The sequence below is a fragment of the Micromonospora sp. NPDC050397 genome (assembly GCF_044901685.1).
Taxonomy (GTDB): domain Bacteria; phylum Actinomycetota; class Actinomycetes; order Mycobacteriales; family Micromonosporaceae; genus Micromonospora_G.
Window position 1 is genome coordinate 210778 of record NZ_JBJDPS010000009.1, and the last position, 18165, is coordinate 228942.

19 protein-coding genes are annotated in these 18165 nt (G+C 69.2%); 8 read left to right on the top strand and 11 right to left on the bottom strand.

Annotated features, from left to right (window positions below; all coding sequences use genetic code 11):
- Positions 1-111: 111 nt before the first annotated feature.
- Positions 112-741 (bottom strand): TetR/AcrR family transcriptional regulator, encoded by a 630-nt coding sequence (locus ACI2K4_RS26020; RefSeq protein ID WP_404514960.1) that lies wholly within the window; start codon positions 739-741, stop codon positions 112-114.
- A 152-nt stretch (positions 742-893) separates the two neighbouring features.
- On the opposite strand from ACI2K4_RS26020, the gene ACI2K4_RS26025 reads away from it, so the two are divergent.
- Positions 894-1799: an alpha/beta fold hydrolase gene (locus tag ACI2K4_RS26025; protein ID WP_404514962.1), complete on the top strand. Its 906-nt coding sequence runs from the start codon at positions 894-896 to the stop codon at positions 1797-1799.
- Positions 1800-1973: 174 nt separating this feature from the next.
- Positions 1974-2993, top strand: a complete 1020-nt coding sequence (locus tag ACI2K4_RS26030) for an SAM-dependent methyltransferase (RefSeq protein WP_404514964.1) — start codon at positions 1974-1976, stop codon at positions 2991-2993.
- A gap of 42 nt (positions 2994-3035) precedes the next feature.
- Here the strand turns inward: ACI2K4_RS26030 and ACI2K4_RS26035 are convergent, their stop codons facing one another.
- Both ACI2K4_RS26035 and ACI2K4_RS26040 read right to left on the bottom strand, forming a co-directional pair.
- Positions 3036-3353, bottom strand: coding sequence for a cold shock domain-containing protein (locus tag ACI2K4_RS26035; protein WP_404514966.1), 318 nt, complete (start codon positions 3351-3353; stop codon positions 3036-3038).
- A gap of 50 nt (positions 3354-3403) precedes the next feature.
- A complete protein-coding gene (locus ACI2K4_RS26040; protein ID WP_404514968.1) occupies positions 3404-3676 on the bottom strand; it encodes a hypothetical protein in 273 nt (90 codons plus the stop codon).
- Positions 3677-3779: 103 nt separating this feature from the next.
- Here ACI2K4_RS26040 and ACI2K4_RS26045 point away from each other — a divergent pair, with 103 nt between their 5' ends.
- Entirely contained in the window at positions 3780-4331 is a 552-nt protein-coding gene (locus tag ACI2K4_RS26045; protein ID WP_404514970.1) for a DUF5872 domain-containing protein, read from the top strand.
- A gap of 129 nt (positions 4332-4460) precedes the next feature.
- On the opposite strand, the gene ACI2K4_RS26050 is transcribed toward ACI2K4_RS26045, so the two are convergent.
- Positions 4461-4832, bottom strand: coding sequence for a GntR family transcriptional regulator (locus tag ACI2K4_RS26050; RefSeq protein ID WP_404514972.1), 372 nt, complete (start codon positions 4830-4832; stop codon positions 4461-4463).
- 5 nt (positions 4833-4837) lie between these two features.
- On the bottom strand, positions 4838-5647 hold the full coding sequence (locus ACI2K4_RS26055; RefSeq protein ID WP_404514974.1) for a hypothetical protein: 810 nt from the start codon (positions 5645-5647) through the stop codon (positions 4838-4840).
- 268 nt (positions 5648-5915) lie between these two features.
- Here ACI2K4_RS26055 and ACI2K4_RS26060 point away from each other — a divergent pair, with 268 nt between their 5' ends.
- Positions 5916-6344 carry a HEAT repeat domain-containing protein gene (locus ACI2K4_RS26060; protein ID WP_404514976.1) on the top strand — a complete coding sequence of 143 codons (429 nt, stop codon included), beginning with the start codon at positions 5916-5918 and terminating at the stop codon, positions 6342-6344.
- 42 nt (positions 6345-6386) lie between these two features.
- Here the strand turns inward: ACI2K4_RS26060 and ACI2K4_RS26065 are convergent, their stop codons facing one another.
- Positions 6387-7055: an acetoacetate decarboxylase family protein gene (locus tag ACI2K4_RS26065; RefSeq protein WP_404514978.1), complete on the bottom strand. Its 669-nt coding sequence runs from the start codon at positions 7053-7055 to the stop codon at positions 6387-6389.
- 232 nt (positions 7056-7287) lie between these two features.
- Between ACI2K4_RS26065 and ACI2K4_RS26070 the strand changes: the two genes are divergently transcribed.
- Positions 7288-7791, top strand: coding sequence for a hypothetical protein (locus ACI2K4_RS26070; RefSeq protein ID WP_404514980.1), 504 nt, complete (start codon positions 7288-7290; stop codon positions 7789-7791).
- Positions 7792-7897: 106 nt separating this feature from the next.
- On the opposite strand, the gene ACI2K4_RS26075 is transcribed toward ACI2K4_RS26070, so the two are convergent.
- From ACI2K4_RS26075 to ACI2K4_RS26085, 3 genes are all read right to left on the bottom strand, one after another.
- Entirely contained in the window at positions 7898-8986 is a 1089-nt protein-coding gene (locus ACI2K4_RS26075) for an Ig-like domain-containing protein (protein WP_404514982.1), read from the bottom strand.
- 94 nt (positions 8987-9080) lie between these two features.
- Positions 9081-10010, bottom strand: a complete 930-nt coding sequence (locus ACI2K4_RS26080) for a hypothetical protein (protein WP_404514986.1) — start codon at positions 10008-10010, stop codon at positions 9081-9083.
- 247 nt (positions 10011-10257) lie between these two features.
- The gene (locus ACI2K4_RS26085; protein WP_404514988.1) at positions 10258-11613 is read right to left on the bottom strand and encodes a PQQ-dependent sugar dehydrogenase; all 1356 of its coding nucleotides are present in this window, start codon (positions 11611-11613) and stop codon (positions 10258-10260) included.
- Positions 11614-12760: 1147 nt separating this feature from the next.
- On the opposite strand from ACI2K4_RS26085, the gene ACI2K4_RS26090 reads away from it, so the two are divergent.
- On the top strand, positions 12761-13846 hold the full coding sequence (locus tag ACI2K4_RS26090; protein ID WP_404514990.1) for an Ig-like domain-containing protein: 1086 nt from the start codon (positions 12761-12763) through the stop codon (positions 13844-13846).
- 124 nt (positions 13847-13970) lie between these two features.
- Entirely contained in the window at positions 13971-14666 is a 696-nt protein-coding gene (locus ACI2K4_RS26095; RefSeq protein ID WP_404514992.1) for a GAF and ANTAR domain-containing protein, read from the top strand.
- Positions 14667-14697: 31 nt separating this feature from the next.
- Here ACI2K4_RS26095 and ACI2K4_RS26100 read toward each other — a convergent pair whose 3' ends face one another.
- A complete protein-coding gene (locus tag ACI2K4_RS26100; protein WP_404514994.1) occupies positions 14698-15678 on the bottom strand; it encodes a helix-turn-helix transcriptional regulator in 981 nt (326 codons plus the stop codon).
- Between the two features lie 28 nt (positions 15679-15706).
- Complete coding sequence (locus tag ACI2K4_RS26105; protein ID WP_404514996.1) at positions 15707-16054, bottom strand: helix-turn-helix domain-containing protein; 348 nt, start codon at positions 16052-16054, stop codon at positions 15707-15709.
- A 1062-nt stretch (positions 16055-17116) separates the two neighbouring features.
- Here ACI2K4_RS26105 and ACI2K4_RS26110 point away from each other — a divergent pair.
- On the top strand, positions 17117-18097 hold the full coding sequence (locus ACI2K4_RS26110) for an AraC family transcriptional regulator (protein ID WP_404514998.1): 981 nt from the start codon (positions 17117-17119) through the stop codon (positions 18095-18097).
- Positions 18098-18165: the final 68 nt, after the last annotated feature.

The window sequence follows — 18165 nt, forward strand, 5'->3', positions numbered from 1 at the left end:
GGCACACACTACGCGTGGCCACCGGATCACGGTAGGGCTGGGCATACCCGGGCCCTGCCCAACAGCGCCGATCGGGGCGTACGGTCTCCTCTCGCCCCGACAAGTCACCGATCAGGTGGACCCCAACAGGCCGACGAGGATGCGGGACAGGGTCTCCTCGAACCGCTCCCCCGGCGCCGCCGGCATCGGTACGGCTCCCGCCAGCGCTGCCGCCAGGTGGGGATGTCCGCCCGTGGCGACCACGTGGGCGAGGTAGGCGCCCTGCCGCTGGCGGGCGCCGGTGGTGGCGCCCAGCTCGTTCAGGACGAACGCGGCGGTGATGGTGTTCATGACGGCGAACGTCTCCACCTTGCGCGCCGCGTCCGCGGAGTGTGCCGCGAGCAGCGCCAGGACGTGTTCGAGCAGGTCGACGCCGTGCGGACCGAGCGCGGGCCGGGTGAGGACCAGTTCGGGCAGCCAGGGGTGGCGGAGCATGAGCATCCGTCCCTGCCGGCCGACCTCCAGCAGGCCGGGCAGCCACGGGCCCCGGGGGGCCGGCAGGTCGTAGCCGGCTGCGGCCTCGTCGGCCATGAGATCGAGCAGGTCGTCCCGGCTGGCGACGTAGCGGTAGAGCGACGCCGCCCCGGTGCCCAACCGGGCGGCGACGCCGCGCATGGTGACCGCGCCCAGGCCCTCCTGGTCGGCCAGTGCGATCGCCGTGGTGGTCACCTCGGCCCGGGAACGCTCCGCGGGCCGGCCCACGCCCGCTCGACGCTCCCGGAGCCACACCGGAACCGCCTGTTCTCCCGCCCCCATGATCCCCCTCTGTCGTCTGGGCCCACCGTACCAATGCTGCTATCGTCATTTGCGAACACTGTTCCCGAAGGTGGATGCCGCAGAGAGGTGGGACCAACATGACCAGGACGCCACGCAGCGCGCGCAACGGCGACGTGAAGCTCGCGGTCGACGAACTCGGAGGCACCGGAGGTGAACCACTACTGCTGGTCATGGGGCTCGGTGTTTCCCGATACTGGTGGCCGGACGGCCTGGTCGACGCCCTGGTCGACGCCGGTCTCCAGGTGGCGGCCTTCGACGGCCGCGACGCGGGCGGCTCCACGCACTTCGACCACGTACCCGCCGACAACCCGCTCGCGACGCTGGTGCGAGGACGGACCGTCGCCTACACCGCCGAGGACATGGCCGACGACACCGCCGCCGTGCTCGACGCCCTCGGTTGGCAGCGCGCCCACCTCTTCGGCGTCTCCCAGGGTGGCCTGGTGGCCCAGCGCACCGCGCTGCGTCACCCGACGCGGGTACGCACACTGACCTCCTGCGCCGCCGTGCCCAGTGACCTCCGTGGCGCCGCCGTCCTGCGGTACGTACGCCTGCCCTTCCTCGCCCGCCTGGCACGCTGGCGTTTTCCCGCCGGCCGGGAGGGCGACGTGGCCGCCGGCCTGGCCCTGGCCCGGGCGGTCGCCGCCCCCGGGTACGACTTCGACGAGCGGGAGGCCCGTGCCCGGGTGGAGCGCGAACTCGACGCCGGGCTGGCCAGCGGAATCCGGGACACCCGCGCCCAGGCACGGCAGACCGGCGCCCCCTGGCACGGTCCCCGGCTGCGGGACCTACGCGTGCCCACCCTCGTGCTGCACGGCACGCAGGACCCCCTCGTACGCCCGTCCGCAGGTCGGCGTATCGCCAGATCGGTGCCCGGCGCCCGGTACGTGGAACTGCCCGGCACCGGGCACGACCTGCCGCGAGCCGTCTGGCCGACGGTGGTGCGGGAGGTACGCACTCTGGCGGATGCCGCCGCGCGCGACTGACGCGCAGAAGCCGCCACGCGGCCGACGCGTACAACCATCTGTCCGCTCACCCGCGCACCTGCTCGCCGTGTGAGAGAGCACATATCTCGACTCCGCACCGAACTACCGACCCTGCCGAGGCATCTACTCAGGGTGCGCACCCTTGGGTGCCGAACCGGACGAAAGGTGAGCGGTGTGACCGACGACGTACAGCCCCTGGAGCGACTCGCGCTAGCCGGCAAGGCCAGGCAGAGCCTCAAGAACTGGATCGCCGGTGCGCAGTTCCTGGCGCTGTTGGCCGCGATCGACGAACAGGGGTGGACGCGTTTCCTCGCCGAGCCGCGTGACCTCGACGCACTGACCGACTTCTCCGGACTACCGCCGGCCCGACTGCGGGATCTGGTGGACGCGCTGGAGGCACACGGCGTGGTCGAGCGACAGGATCGGACCGTACGGCTGAGCGCGCCGTTCGAGGCCCTTGCCGCGGACGACGCGATGATCGGTCTGAGCGACCTGTTGGCCGGTGCGACGCTGATGGCCGGGAAGATCCGCGCGGCGGCCCAGTCCCCCGGTGCGCTGCCGTTGACCGACGACGACGCGCTGGTCGTCGCCCGCGCCGTGGGCGGGCGGGTCACCCCGGTCAGCCGGACGCTCTACGAAAACCTCTTCACCGGGGGCCTGCCCGAACTGGCCGGCGCCGTCCGCGCCGGGCGGTGGCTGGACGTCGGCTGTGGGATCGCCGGGGCGACCCTGACCATGGCCACGATGGTCCCACAGCTACGGGCGGTCGCGGTCGAACTGGTACCGCTGGTCGCCGCCGAGGCGACGCGGCGAACCGAGGCGCTCGACCTGACCGACCGGGTCGAGGTCAGGTGCGTGGACGCGCGCGACGTCGACGAGAAGGACACCTTCGCCGGCGCGTTCTGGGCGCAGCCCTTCTTTCCCGAGTCGGCCCGGACGGCGACGCTCGACATGATCCTGCGCGCACTCGAGCCCGGCGGCCTGCTGTTCGTTCAGGAGATGGAACCGGAACCGCAGGAGAGCGACCGGCCCGCGTACGCGCTGCGCCGGCTCGTCTACCAGGGCTGGGGAGTGCCGTTCGGCCGTACCGCCGAACAACTGGCCGCCGAGGCGGAGTCGGCCGGATTCGCACTCGTACGAATAGCTCCCACCGACTTCGGTCGCTTCGTCATCCTTCGCCGGCCAGTGGAGTAACCGGCCCTGACACTCGCGGAACGGGGCGGCGCGTCTACCCGGTCAGCACCCACCGGTCGTCGACGGCCCGTCGAAGGTGAGGGTCAGGGTGCTGCGGTAGGCGCCTGCCCCGCCGTCCTCCCGGGGCTCGTCAACCGGTTCGGTGTCGCCCGTCCAGACCTTCACGGCCCGGTACGCGAACCCGTCCTGGACGGCCGCCTCGGACCGGAACGAGACGCGCTGCCCCGGGGCGAGGGACCGGTACCCGTCGACGGCGATCGCCGAGAAGTGCACCCAGCAACCGCCGGGCACATCGGCGCCGTCGATGACACCCCACCCCTGGTCGGCGTGGTAGACCCGAACGACCCCGGAACTCGTCATCCGCTCATTCTGCCTGCTCACGACTCGACGAGGGCAAGACCCCGCTCACCTCACTCGCGCAGACCGTTCCGGATGAGCCGGAGCCCGTTGAGGATCATCGCGAGGCTGACGAGGATATGGAGCACCGCCACGGGCAGCGGCGGCGAGGAGATGCCCGGACCGGAGAACGTACCGGTATCAACCCCGATCCGGAACACGAGACAGAATCCCCCGGCGAGGATCCACAGCGGACCCATGAAGACCCAACCCTTGTCGGGGGGAAGCACCACGAAGACGAGGACGAACGTGACCACGCCGGTCACCAACCCGATGACGATCCACACGTGCCATGGTGACGGCGGCCGGCAACCGTCGCCGACGACGCTCCCGCCCCGGACGGGACGCCCGTTGAGGCATAGCCGACGCCCCCGGGGGTAACCGCCGCGCATGGCGCGATACACCAAGCCCGAGCTCCGGGAACAGATAAAGGAAGAGATCCAGGCTTCCGACAAGGGCGGAAAGCCGGGGCAGTGGTCGGCACGCAAGTCCCAACTGCTCACCCAGGAGTACAAGCGACGCGGCGGGGGCTTCCAGGGCCCGAGGGACGAGCGCCAGAAGTCCCTCCAGCGTTGGGGCGAGGAGAACTGGCAGACCAAGGAAGGCGGGACCCGAGCCCGTAAAAACGGTGAAACTGGTCGTTACCTGCCGAAGAAGGCATGGGAGAAGCTCTCCCCCGAGGAACGACGCGCCACCGACGCCAAGAAGCGCAAGGAGTCGAAGTCCGGTCGGCAGTACGTGGCCAACACCGGACCGGCCAAGCGCGCGCGTACGAACGCCACGTCGGTCGATCGGCTCTCGGAGTTGCCGGTCGCCGAGGCGACGAAGCTCGTACCTCACCTGGACACCCGTCAGCTCGAGTCGGCGCTGCGGCGCGAGCGTGACGGCAAGGCCCGCAAGACGCTGCTCCAGCGACTGGAGTCGGAGGTCGCCCGACGCTGACCGACGGCGGCGTACGGGTAAGCACCGACCGTACGCGTCGACGGACGCGACGTCTGGCGCGCGCCGACCTGCGCTCCGCAGCCGCGACCGGGGGTGGCGGAAGGAGCCACGTCGTGCGTCCGGACGAACTCAGCCGGCCTCTGGGACGCCCTGGGTCAGCGCCGCTTGGACGATGCGGACGGCCTCGGTGGTGTCGATACCGAGGCCGGCGATGACGGCGGCGTATTCGGCGGCGGCGCGCCGGGCTCGTTCGCGTCCCTGCTCGCCGGCCGCGGACACGAACGAGCCGGCCGGACCGCGGGTCTCGATCAGCCCCGCCACCTCCAGCTCCCGGTAGGCCCGGCCGACCGTGTTGACCGCCAAGCCGAGGTCCGCGGCCAGGCGGCGGATGGTCGGCAGCCGGGTGCCCACGGCCAGCGTACGTTCATGGATCTGCGCGGCGAGCTGGGCGCGGAGCTGCTCGAACGGTGGGACGGGCGAGGCCGAGTCGATGACGATCATGCGGTTCACCGGGCGCTGGGACCGCGCTGGGCCGCCAGGGCGCTCCGCGCGTCCCCGGTCGTGATCAGGGCGAGCGCGATGACGCTCAGCACAATGAAGACGAGCCAGCCCGTGTTCAACGGATCGAGCCCGGTGTCGAACACCGACACGACCGGCAGTGACCACACCACGGTCGGTACGGCCACCTCGCGGGCGTCCTCCACGCGCATGAGGAAGTCGGCCTCCAGCGAGCCCTCGTCGTCGGCCACCACCGAGTGGTTGAGCACATGACGCAGTCGGACGGCCGTACCGACCGCGACCCCGCAGAGCCCGATGAGCAGGATGACCGCCGCGTACCTCGCGGCGCCGTCCCGCATGGCCAGGGCCGCGATCGCCAGCACCGCGGCGCCCGCGTACGTGATCACCAGCAACGCCGCCCGCGGCACACCGAGCACGGTCCGCCAACCGGGCCGGACGGAGTGGGTCGCCCGTCGCGGCAACTCCGCGCCGACCCGCTGATCGACCCGCCGCACCCCCCGGTCCAACAACCACAGGCCCAGCACCAACCCGGCCACCAGCGCCGTCAGCACCACCAGCGCCCAGCGCCGCTGCGTCCCGAACCCCTCGTCCTCGGGACGGATCGGCAAGCCGGAGACGTAGACGAGGGCACTTGCGATGAGGAACGCGGCCGGCAGGATGGCAGCGGCCAGCCGCGCACGTCGCCGGACCGCCAGGCGCGCCGCCAGCATCGGTGTCGGCGTGACGTCGGCCAGGCCGCGCGCGGCCAACCACAGACGGGCTATCTCGAGATCCGTCGGACGCACCTTCGTCGACATGGCAGCCTCCCAGCTTGTCGCAAGTCTTGTCTTACTATGCTGGGACAAGACTTGCGACAAGTCAACGGTGGTCCCGTCCCGGACGAAGGACTCGCCCGGTGGAACGCCAACCGTCCGGTGGAACGCGACCACGGACGTGCCCGGCGTCCCGTAGCCGGCCGACCCGGCCAGCGGCCGGGGCGGCGTCATGTCCAAGCACTACTCGGCGACCTGGCGCAGTCGGATCTGCCGCAGGGGATGGGGGGCGGGCTCCCGCACGGGGGCGAGCGTGGCGGCGTACGGGCTGGCGGGCGGTGTCCGTTCGGACCCGATGAGTGGACGTCGCGCGTTCGGTGGTGGCGGCGACCCGCTGCCACAGACGGAACGCGGCCTACCGTTCGCGCTCGTTGAGCTGCAGAACGTCTCTGATCTCCTCGATTCCCCGCTCGACTCGGGCCCTCGCCGCAGCAGCCATCGCATGGGGCAGGACATCGGTGAGCCAGACGAGGCGGCCGTGGTCGCCCTCTTCGAGCAGTTGGTCCTGTCCGCCTTGCACGACCCGGACGACCTGACCCGGCAAGCGGCCGTATCGCACTTGCGCTGGTTCGTCAATCCGAACGCCGTCGTCCACCTACTACCCCTGACTCACGATCCCGCCACGTGGGTCCGCTCCGCACTGGGCTACACCATCGGCTACCTGCCCGTCGATCCAGACTGACGGCAAGATCCGGCACCGGGTGACATTTCCTCGAGGGCGCCCCTACCCCGACGCCGCGTCCGACCGTCCGCCGGCCTCGCCGAAGGTCAGCCGGAAGTCGCGTAGTGCGACCGTGAACATCGGGCGGCGGTGGGCGAGGTACGCCAACGGTCCTCGCGGCTCGACCGTCCACCTCGCGGTGGCCCCTGTCAGTACCGCTCGACACCGTGCCGGGGTGAACCGGACCTCGGCATCGACGGGCTGCGCTGCCAGGAGCCGCAACGGCCACCGCCCCGGCAGCCGACGACCGGGGCGGATGAGGCACCGGGCGATCGCCCGGGATGCTGCCCGCGCCGTCGTGGTGATCGAGCGCCCCCCGGGCGGTCCGGCTGACGCCGTCATCTCCAGGTCGGCCAACTCCTTCGGGATGCCCCAGAGTTCGCGCCCGCCGGCACGGGAGACCTCACTGTCGACCCAGATGCCGGTCACGGTGACCGCCGGCCTGGCCCCGATCCGAATCAGCGTCGCGGCGAGCAGTTCGCGGTAGCGCAGCACGCCCGGGGGTTGGTACTCGGCCCAGGCGGTGCCGACGAGTCCGCGTCCGCCGATGGTCACCCGGCGTGCCACCCGCGTCAGCTCCTCGGGCAGCGGTGGAAGCTCGGCGTGCGGGACGGACCAGACCGAGACGTACATCTGGCCGCGCAGGTCCCACGGCTCCGCCGGGTAGGTCACCGTTCCCCCTGGTCTGCGGGTGCGGACGGGGACTACCCGGTGCGGTACGGCGGAAACCATCGGGCCTGCTCCAGGTATCCGGTACCTCGGCGGAACAAAACACGAACGGCGCGCCGAACACGTTACGAACAATTTTCACAGGCGCAATTCTGTCCTTGATTGCGCATTCGAAAGAGTGGCCGTTGATTGGCCGCGACATTTAGCCTTGAGGGGTAGATGGGAATTGGATCGAATGCCGACCGACATCGACATTCGGAACCATGCCGCGCCATTTACACCATCCCCCGCAGGTCGCCGCGACCTGCCGATCCGAGGAGAACCAAGAATGTCCGAATCCACGATCAACGGACTCGAAGCAACCAACCAGCCGTCCCCCGGCGCCGCCGAGTCGGCCGAAGCCGGCGTGGAACTCGTACCCGCCACCACCGCCGGCATGCCGCCCACCGCGCAGACGTTTTTCGCGGTGGTCAACTCCAATGGCACGCTCGCCCGGGGATATGGCGCGGTCTCGTCGACCCGGCTCGCAGTGGGGCAATACCAGGTCGTTTTCAATCACGACCTCAGAGGCTCCGCCTACGTCGGCACACTCGGACTCGCCGGCAGTGTGGGTGGGTCACCGAGTGGTGAGATCGCCGTGGTCGGTCGCAATGGTGTGAACAACGGGGTCTTCGTGCAGACCTTCAGTTCGGCCGGCGTCGCCGCCGACCGCGGATTCCATTTGGCGGTTCATTCCTGAGCGCCAATTCGATGGTCCCCGTGGCGTCCGGTCACGGGGACCACTGGCGTGGTCGTGAGCCCTCGCGCGGGGACGTGGCCGGGCACGCCCCCGCGCGAGGGAACGGTCAGGTGCGATATTGGATACGGACGGTGGCGGTGCTGGTCCGCCCGCCCTCGGTCAACCGGTAGGTGAAGCTGTCGCTTGGTCCATGGGCGGCAGCCGGTGTGTAACGAACAGTTCGATCGGGCAGCACCACGGCGGTGCCGTACCGGGGTGACGAGGTGACGGTGACGGTCGCGGCGGGGGTGGCGTGGTCGTTGTCCCGTACCCGGATGACAACCGGGGTGGTGCCGCGTACCTCGGCCTGGTCGTCCACCGCGCGGAAGGCGGAACTGAAGGTGCCGTCACCGCTGTTGTAGAAGATCGTCACCCGGCCGTCCCTGGCCACGGTGCGGACGTCGATCAGGCCGTCGCCGTTGGCGTAGAGCAACACGCTCGTCCAGGTCATGATCCCGTCGCCGTCCCGCTGGAGCACCTGGGTCCGGCCGGTGCCGTGCATCGCCGTCACCCCGCTCGCGCCCGTGCAGTCGTCCCCGTAGGTGATCAGCAGGTCGGTGGTGCGATCGCGGTGCATGTCGCGAACCTGGTAGCCGGTGGGTCCGAGGGTGCAGAACGAGGGACCCCGGACCAGGTTGTTGCCGCCGACCCCGTGGTAGATCTGTAGACCGTCCCCCTGGTCGGTGTACTGGTAGATGTCGTCACGGCCGTCGCCGTTGAAATCTCCCACCTCCATGAAGGACGGTTGGTCCTGACCCTGCAGTTTGCGGGCCAGTCGGAATCCGTCGAGTACGAGCAGCGTGTAGGTGATCCCGGGCGGCGGCCCGGCGAACCAGGCGGCGGCGATCTCGTCGGCTGGGTCGCCGTCGAGGTTCGCCGCGGCGCCGATGTCGGGACAGTTGGGCGGGCTGCCGACCCTCAGGTAGCTGTACGTGGTCGCTGGTGCGTAGGCGCCGCCGCCCCGACCCAACTGGACCCGTGCGCCGCAGTGGGCGGGCGGGAGCGCGACGAGTCTGGACAGGTCGTTGATGCCGTCTCCGTTGACGTCACCCACCACGGTCGCCCCCTGGGCGCCGGCGCGTGCGGGACTCGGGAGAATGGCAACAGCCAGGGCGGTGACCAGCACGGTTATCGCGAAGGTTGTGCTACGCGACATTGTCTCCTCCAAGACATACCCGTACGACCCGACGGGGGTCGCACAGTCCTACGGGAACAACAAAAGGGGCTCACGAGATCCGGCGGAGCAGCGGTCAACGTCGGTAGGGAACGAGGCGGGTCCATTCCCCGAGCAGGCGAGCGAATCCCTCGTCGTCGTCGGGGGTGAGCTCACCGATTTCCTCGTACCCGAGGCTGACGACCGAGAGACGGCGTCTGACGGTCATCGGCTGGAACGGGCTGGGCGACCAGGAGTCCTTGTAGTCACCGCGTACGGACACCTGGAAGGCTTCCGGCTCCTCCTGACCCTGCACCGGTGGCATGAGCAGTCGGGCCAGCATCGCGTTCCCGTCGAATCCGCCCCGGCCACCGTGGGCGTCGCAGGCGGCTGTCAGCTGCTCGATCCGTACGAGCTGGTCGCGCGCGGCCCAGCGCTCCGTCGGGGAGAGGTCGGGCCCCCAGATGTAGACCAGCCACGCGGCCGCGCCTTCGGGGAGCGCCCCGATCTGGCCATGCCGCAGCGATCGGGTCACCTCGCAGATCTGCCATGCCCGTGACGATGCCTGGCTCGGGTTGTAGCCGCAGGGCAACTCGTCGAGGGCGGCGGCGCGGCCGGCGGCGTCGGCGGAGAGCTCGTCCGCGATCGTCAGCCGCTGTGCCCGGGTCAGCCCGCTCATGGCGACGGGGAGCGCCTCCGCCAGGGTCGATTCGATGTCGATGAAGCTCCACTGGTCGACGTGGCGGGAACCGTCGCAGACCAGCTTGATTTTGTCGACCTCCTCCGTCGCGCCGCGCAACTGGTCGATCAGCTCGGCGATGCCGATCTCGACCGCAGCGTGGGTGTCCAACCAGGCCGCGGCGTGCCAGGCACCCTCGGAGAGTCGGGTGAGCGTACGGGCCAGGTGAAGGGCCTGCCCCTCCGCGGCGACGGTGGTCACCTCGGTGCTGCGGTCGGAGCACCGGCCGGTCCAGGTCGCCACGATGCTCGTACGGGCGCCGGAGGGCAGGATGCTGTATCTGGTCAAGGGAATCCTCCTGGGTGAGTTGTCGTTGCTGGATGTCTGGAATGGCCGGCGTCCGCGGACGGTCCCAGCCACCGTGCGTGCGCGACGGCCAGGTACGAGGGCGCCGCGTCGTACTCCGGTGGCGTCGACCACCCGCCGGCCCGGCGTCGCGGCGCCGAGCGCGGAGGTCGTCGCGGTGGCCGCTAGCCGACCGGGCACCGGTCCGAGCCGCCGCCCTTGTAGACGTAGCGGCGTACGGTGCCGGTGTTCAGGCTGACGTAGTAGAGGTTGCAGTCGGGGCCGATCGCCAGGTCGACCGGGAGACCCACCGTGCTGCCCAGCGGCTGGATGTAGCGCGGATTGGGTACCCCGTTCGATCCTGGTTTGATCGCCCAGACGCACTGACGGAGCAGGTCGGCGAAGAAGAGGCCCCCTTGTAGCGGGCCGGGTAGTTGCCCGCCGCCGCCGGGTAGAAGGCCAGCCCACTGATCACGCCCCTGGCCGTCGGGCAACCGTCGCCGCTGACGATCGGGCGGCCGTGCTGGTAGGCGTACGTGGGGGCGACGACGGCGCTGGCGCCGGCGCGGTAGAGGCTCTCGCAGAGGGTGAGGTTCGTGGCATCGTAGTTCGACTGCCGGCCGTCGCCCTCGTAGCAGGGCCAGCCGTAGTTGCGGACCGGCGCGGTCGGTCGCACCACCCGGTCGATCTCCTCCCAGGCTCGGAATCCGACGTCGGCCACCCAGACCTCGCCGGTCCGGGGACGGAAGACGAGCCGGAACGGATTGCGCAGCCCGTACGCGACGACGCGACGTGCGTTCAGGTCCGGGCTGCCCGCCTGCGGGTTGTCCGGTACGGCGCGACCGGTGTTCGGGTTGATCCTGATCAGCGTCCCGGAGAGCCTCACCGCCCCGCCCGAGCGTTGGCTCTGCGCCCGGAGCGCACCGCCCATGGCGCTGGGCGGGGTCATCGGGCCGCCCACCGGGGAGGGTGGGTCCCCGCAGGGGTTGACCGGTGAGCCGAGTTGGCCGTAGTCGACCTGGTTGCCGCTGGCGCCGTCGCCCCCGCCGACGTACAGGGCGCCGTCGGGTCCGAAGACGACGTCTCCCATCGAGTGGGTGTCGCTCTGCTGGCACCAGTCGTTGACCAGCACCTGCTCGGTACCGATCATCGCGTTGCCGGATGCTCTCAGCCGGGAGACGCGTCCACTGGTGACGCAGGTGTCGGGGGCCGGGCAGGCGTCGCGATACCTCGGCGCGGTGCCGCCGATCGGGGCATCATAGGTGTAGCTGACGTAGACCCACGGGTTGGTCGGAAACGTGGGCGCCAGGGTCATTCCCACCAGTCCGAGATCCTCGTAGTCGTACACGTTGGTCCGCAGGTCGGCGAAGATGGTGGGGGTGGTGTCCGTCATCGTGTCGAAGATTTTTATCAGGCCGCGTTTCTCGGCCACGAAGACGCGCCCGTCCGGGGCAAAGACCACCTTCGTCGGCTGCGTCAGCCCCGCGAAGGCCACCTGGTCGACGAAGGACGGCGGCAGTGCGGCCATCGCCGCGACCGGGGTGAACGCTACTGTCGCGACGAGCAACAAAACTCCGGCCAGTCCGCGAAGTCTGGGTGGGGACATGGCGTCCTCCCTCCGGTGGGGTTACCGGCGGGCAGACTGTTTGACCCGGAGTGGTCCGTTCACAGTGGCTACGAACTGAGGCGGAAGTCAGTCGGCTAGGCGACTGTGCGCTCAGTTAGAAATCTGACTGGGCGGCGACCGTTGGACCGGGCGGACGAATCACGGTAAGAATTGTGTCCACCGGCCCGCAGCCGGTATATAGCCGGGGCGGCTCGCTGCTGAACCGCCCCGGCCCGCATCAGTACGGAGCCAGACCTCGACGATGCGTCTCTCGAATCTGCTCCGGCCCCGCGACCGTTGTCCACTCCACCGCCCGCGCGCTTCGCAACTCGGCCAGTCCCTTCGCTATCTGACCAGACCCGGCTCGACCATCGAACCAGCGTGACCAGCGCAAAGTGCGACGTCGAGGGGTAACGAACCGAAATTTCCTCGCAAGCGAGGAGCGGAGGAAAGCAGGAGATGAACGTCCTTTGTATTGGATGCGCTCACTGTCCATGATTTAGCAGTCGAGGATTGATTGCCGATGAATCAGCGATGTACCCTTGCGCCAGGGAGCGAGTGTCAAACCGATCCCACCCCAGGTCTTGCCACCCGGTCGATCCTCGACATTCGGCTGCGGTAACCCATCGGAGCCGACACCGTATGGTTAGGCCGTCATGCAGGGATGTTACGGGGAGGACGACGATGACAACACCCCCGAAGGTGGGTCGACATCATCCGTCGGCCGCGGCGCTGGTCCCGCCCCTCAAAGCGGCCTCCGCCGCTATTCCGGATCCGCTCGGACGGCACACAAAAGACGTCACCGCGCACGGCTCGGCAATGCCGGCTGCCCGCACGAACGGTGGCATCGGTCGGCCCGACACTATCCGGGACGGACGGTCAACCGTCGGGTCCGAAATCTCTCGACCCCTCCCGCTGTGACACCCGAGCCATTCTAGGCACGGGTGATTGAAGCTGGTCAAGCAGCCGGCCGGCGACCAACCAAGGTAGTCGTTGGTCCCGCTCCGGTGACCCAGCCGCGCGTTGTCCGCATCCGCGTCCTGATCACCGCGAAGGCCATCGCCACAAGGGCGGCCGACCCACGGTCGATCCCGGCTTGATCAGGCAGCCCCTCTCACGGGTGCTCAGGGGTTCCGCGGAGGTACCCATGTTACGCAAGATCACCTTCAGTGTCGCGGCGGTCGCGATGCTCGCACTCATCCCTCCACCTGTGGCTCAGGCCGGCGGACGGAACGACGTCATCCTGGGCGACGTCAACGGCGACGGGATTGAGGACCGGACCGTCCTCGGCTTGGCGAACCGCAACAGGTGCACCGTCACGGTGCAACTCGGCATTCCCGGCGGCCAGTTCGAGCTGCCCACCTCCTACCCGTACCTCACCGTCAGCGAGCTTCCCGCGAACTGCCCGGACCTCGGCGTCGCGGTCAACCTCGACGTCGATCCGGCCGAGGAATTCGTGGTGGCGTGGTTCTCCGGACCCCCCGGGGACATCGAGGACACGATGCTGGTGCTGGACCGGTTCGTCGTGGTCAACCGGCTGGCGGGCCAGTTCAGCCCGTCCTTCATGGGCACCGCCGATTTCAACGGCGACGGCCGGGAGGACGTCTACGAGCAGACCGACAGCGGCGAAGGCGTGAGCACCTTCATCAACACCGGAGACAACACCCTCGTCGCCGGTCACGAGATGTGCTTCCTCGGTGCGGCGAACCTCATCGTCCGTGGCCTGCACCGCACCCCGGACGCGGCGATCGTCTCGACCTACCTCGACGACTGTGAACTCGCCAGCGGGGTGACCATCCTGAACGGTAACGGAAGCACCCAGGTGCTCCAGCAGGACGGTGGCGCCGCAGTGAGCTGGAGCACGATCGTGCTCTACGCCAACGGGGACGATCTCATCGACATCCGGACGACCGACTCCGACGGCGCGGTCACCACGTTCTACAACGGAACCAACAGGATCTTCGAATCGACGTTCCTCGCGGTTACCGACGACGTGACCATACAAGACGCGACCCGCACGATCATCCCGGTACGGGACAACGACCGCGCGGGGCCGGACGCCACGATCGCGATCCACCGTAAGCCCAGCCAAGGTACCGCCACGGTGCGATCCGACCGCACCATCCTCTACACGCCGAGCAAGCAACACGGTCCCACCGACCTGTTCACCTACCGCCTCACCGAGAACGGTAGGAGCAGCACCGGCACTGTCAACATCCAATTCGTCGATTGAGCAGCCAGAGGCACGGCGGTGCGCCCACACCGCCGGGCCTGGTCGCCGGCCAGATCCGCCCACCGGGACGCGCGGGGCGCGCTCGGGCGGCGGACGGCCCAGGCAAGGTCAAATGGATACGCACATGAGGGATCCGACGAGCGCGACAGGCGAGCCCCTGCTCATTGGTCTGGCGACGATGGCTCGCCAACTGCTGGAGCGGCCCGACCTGGAAACTACTCTCGAGGTGGTCGTTGCCATGGCGCCCACCCTCGTCACCGGCTGCGACCATTCGAGCATCACCATGTCCAGGCGGAAGCAGGCGATCACCGCTGCCGGTGACGACATCGCCACCCGCGCCGATCACTTACAGTACGACCTCAACGAGGGTCCCTGCCTGGACGCGTTCAAGCACGACGCGGTGCTCTCGAATGATCTTTCCAGCGACCACCGGTGGCCCCGGTGGGGCCCGGAGGCCGCCCAGGGCACTGGGGTGCGCAGCGTGCTCAGCCTGAGGTTGTACGCGGCTGGCAGGAGCTTCGGGTCGCTGAACCTGTACGCCACCCACCGCCAGGCATACGACGCCCAGGCGAGCATCAACGCCCTGGTCCTCGCGACCCACGCCACCGTCGCGATCGCGCACGTGCGGACGAAGACGAATCTGGAGACCAGTCTGGACACCCGGACGGTGATCGGCCAGGCCTGCGGGATCATGATGGAGCGATACCAACTGACCCCGACCATGGCCTTCGACCTGCTGGTCCGGCTCTCCCAGACGTCGAACACGAAGCTCCAGGTGATCGCCAACCAGATCGTCGGTACCAGGAAGCTCCCACGATGAGCCGTGCCGGCGGCGGCACCACCTCCGAGACTCATCCGTGCAGCGTGGTACGCGGAGACCGTCCGTAGGCACGCCGGTAGGCGACGGAGAACCTACCCGGGTGGCGGAATCCCCACCGGGCGGCGATCAGGCCGACGGTGTCGCCGCGGGTCGGATCCCCGTTCACGAGATCACCGTGGGCACGATGAAGGCGGATGTCGCGTAGGTAGGCGTTCGGGGTTGTTTCGAGATGGATCCGGAAGGCGCGCTGAACGGCGCGAACGCTCACCCGAGCGGCAGCGGCGATGTCAGCGACGGCGACGTCGCCGTCCGCGCTCGCCTCGATGAACTCGATCGCGCGCCGCAGCGCCCGAGGCCCCACATCGGTACGGTCGAACCTTCGGTTCGCCGTACGGCCCTCGACGGGGAACGTGCTGAGCAGCGCGGCGCCGAGCAGAATGGTCGCGTTGCCGACGAGCAGCGGACTGGCCGCCGCCTCGGGCCGAGCGAGCAGGTCGTACGCGACGTAGTCGGCTGTCCGGGCCCAGTACGCCGCCGCAGCCGGCGACACCGGTTCGAGGCCCGCCCAGCGGAGGGGCGGTGCGTCCTCGGAGCTTGCGGCGAGCCGATGCAGCGCGGCGACATCGATCCGGTAGACCTGCAATTCGATGACGTCCCAACGCGCGACGAACGGCTCGTCTGGCCGTGACATGAGGAAGACGTCCCCGGGAGTCGCCCGGACGACTTCGCGGCCGACCTCACGCTCGAACCGCCCGGCCAGTACCCGGCCGACAAAAATCTGCCCGAGCGGCTGGAGATCGGCCTGTACCCGCATGTTGTGGCAGAGGGTGGCGACGGTGAATTGGCCGGCATTCCGTTGTGCGACATGGAAACGGAAGCCGTCCGGCGAGCCCCGGACGCTTATGCGACTGTCCGGGTAATAGGCCAGTAGGAAGTCGTGGGCCCGCTCCGGATCACAGGTCGCGAATTCGATCTGGTCACCGAGGAAGGGCCCACCGGGCGGGAGCGACATCGGGGTCACACCTGTTGGCGACGTGGGGTCAGGAACGGAGCGTGTGACCGGGGAGACGACCGTAGACCTTGCGGTAGGCGACGGAGAAGTCCCCCAGCCTGCTGAAGCCCCACCGACGGGCGACCAGGGCAACCGTCAGCCCGGCCGAGGCGTCCGCCGCCTGCAACTCACGGTGTGCCCGCTCGAGTCGCACCTGCCGCAGATAGCCGGTCGGTGTCGTGTCGTAGTACCGACCGAAGGTGTACTGCAACGCACGCGCCCCCACACCAGCGGCAGCGGCGATCTCGGACAGGCTGATCGGTTCGTTGACGTGCGCCTGGATGAAGGCCACGGCCCGCCGCAACGCCGCCGGCGGAACCAGGCCGGGCCTCGGCACACGAACGGCGGCGAACGCGAACCCCGTTCGGCGATCATGCGTCCTGGGTTGACGAGAGGCGTGCACGTCGCGAAAAAAAATGATGCACGGCTTCCGGATCCGGGGTAATGGAGTCGGACCGGACAGCAGAAGCCGGAGCGCTGTCAGGAAGCATCGTTCGTCCTGTCACCAGCAGAGAACGACTCGGGGCCGACTGTATGACCCACGAAAGAGATTCACGGCAAAACCCGCAGCCGATTCGGACACTACCACGCGATTTCTGCCAACTGAAATACCGTACGCCGTGGCGAGTGGACCGACGCGTCGCGTACGTCCGGGTCACGCCGGGCGGGCCGCTCGGCCGCGTCGCGGCACTCCCCCGGCACCCCGGCGGTGGATCGCCACGATGCGGACAAATGCTGATAGTATTGGATACCGGCGCATCCGAAAGCGTGGACATCATGCCGCTCCCAACGCCCCCTGATTTGCCCCTCGCGGTGGAGTCCGTGTTCACCAGCGACGATCCCGAAAAGGCACACGCCTCCCTGCGCGCCCAGTGCGTGGACAACACCGTGCGACTGCGCGACAGGCCGGAGAACTTCCACTTCAGACACGGCTGCCGCTCCGCCGATCGCTTCTTCGTAGCCTCGGCCACGCATTCGATGTCCGTGGAGTGCGTCGACGAGCCCTCCGAACAGTTCCTCGTCGGTCGGGTGCTCGACGGCCGATTCGAACGGGACACCTTCGGCCAGTCGGTTGACGCCGGACCCGGGAACGTCTTCGTGATGACGCGACCCGGCGAGCCGTTCACGGTGCGTTGGGACAGCATCCGGATGCAGATCGTCCAGATCGACAACCGGGCACTGGCCGAGGCCCTCGGGCAGGATCCGGTCACGGCCCCCGTACGGCTCAATGACCTCGACCCCGTCTCCCCGGCCGCCGCCCGGCTCTGGACGGACACCGTGGACCGCGTTGCCAACGATCTCCTACCGAACCCCGAGGTCGCGGCCAGCCCACTCGCCGTCGCCAACGCGACCCGGAAAATTCCCGCACGTCACCCTGCGGCAATGACGGAGGCACCGCATGACCGTCGACAGCTCGACCTCGCCGATAGCCCGGTCCGAGTTCGTCACCTCGAACCCGGAGGCGGCGCACGAGTTCCTGCAAACCACCTACGTCGGCCATCGGGCGAGGACGAGGGGGAGCACCGAGGACTTCAGCTGCCGCACGGCGCGGGCCTCCGCCGGTGCGATGAGCATCGACCACCTGCGCCACTCGATGGGCACCTCCTGCGCGACCGACCCACCCGAGCAGCACATCTTCCTGTTTCCCCGGAGAGGCTTCACCGAGATCTCCGCCGGCGGCGAGGAGGTACGGCTGGCCCCGGGTGGCAGCGCCATCTACCCCGTCGGTAGGTCGATAGCCGTCGACTGGAACATGCTGGACATGTACGTCCTGACCCTGCCGCTGGAGGTGCTGACCCAGGCCGCCGCGACTCAGGTCGACGTCGGGGCGGGCGACTTCCACTTCGACGCGATGACGCCGATCTCCCCGGCGATGTGCAGGTACTGGTGGGCCACGGTCGGTTACGTCCACCGGCAACTCGTCGCCCCCGACTCCGCCCTGGCCAACCCGCTGCTCCAGGCAAGGGCGACGTCCCTGCTCGTCACCGCCGCGCTGAACACGTTTCCCAACGTCACCATGACGTCTGACCAGACGGCCGTACCCCACCGGGTCATGCCGGCGGCGCTGAGCCGGGCGGCCGCGTACATCGACGCGCACGCCGCCGAGCCGATCACCCTCACCGACATCGCGGACGCCGCCGGGGTCGGAGCACGCGCCCTCCAACACGCCTTCGCGCGCCAGCACGGCACGAGCCCGATGGACTACCTGCGTCGGGTACGGCTCGAACGCGCGCACCGGCAACTACAGGCCACCGATCCCACCCACGGCCACACCGTCGCCTCGATCGCCCGTAGCTGGGGGTTCGCCCACCCGGGCCGGTTCGCCACCGCCTACCGCGAAATCTACGGCCAGTCGCCGAGTCGCACCCTGCGACACTGACCCGGCGGGTCCGTCACGGCCAGACGTGACCGGGGTCGGGACCGGGCGCCTGACGCCCGGTCCCGACC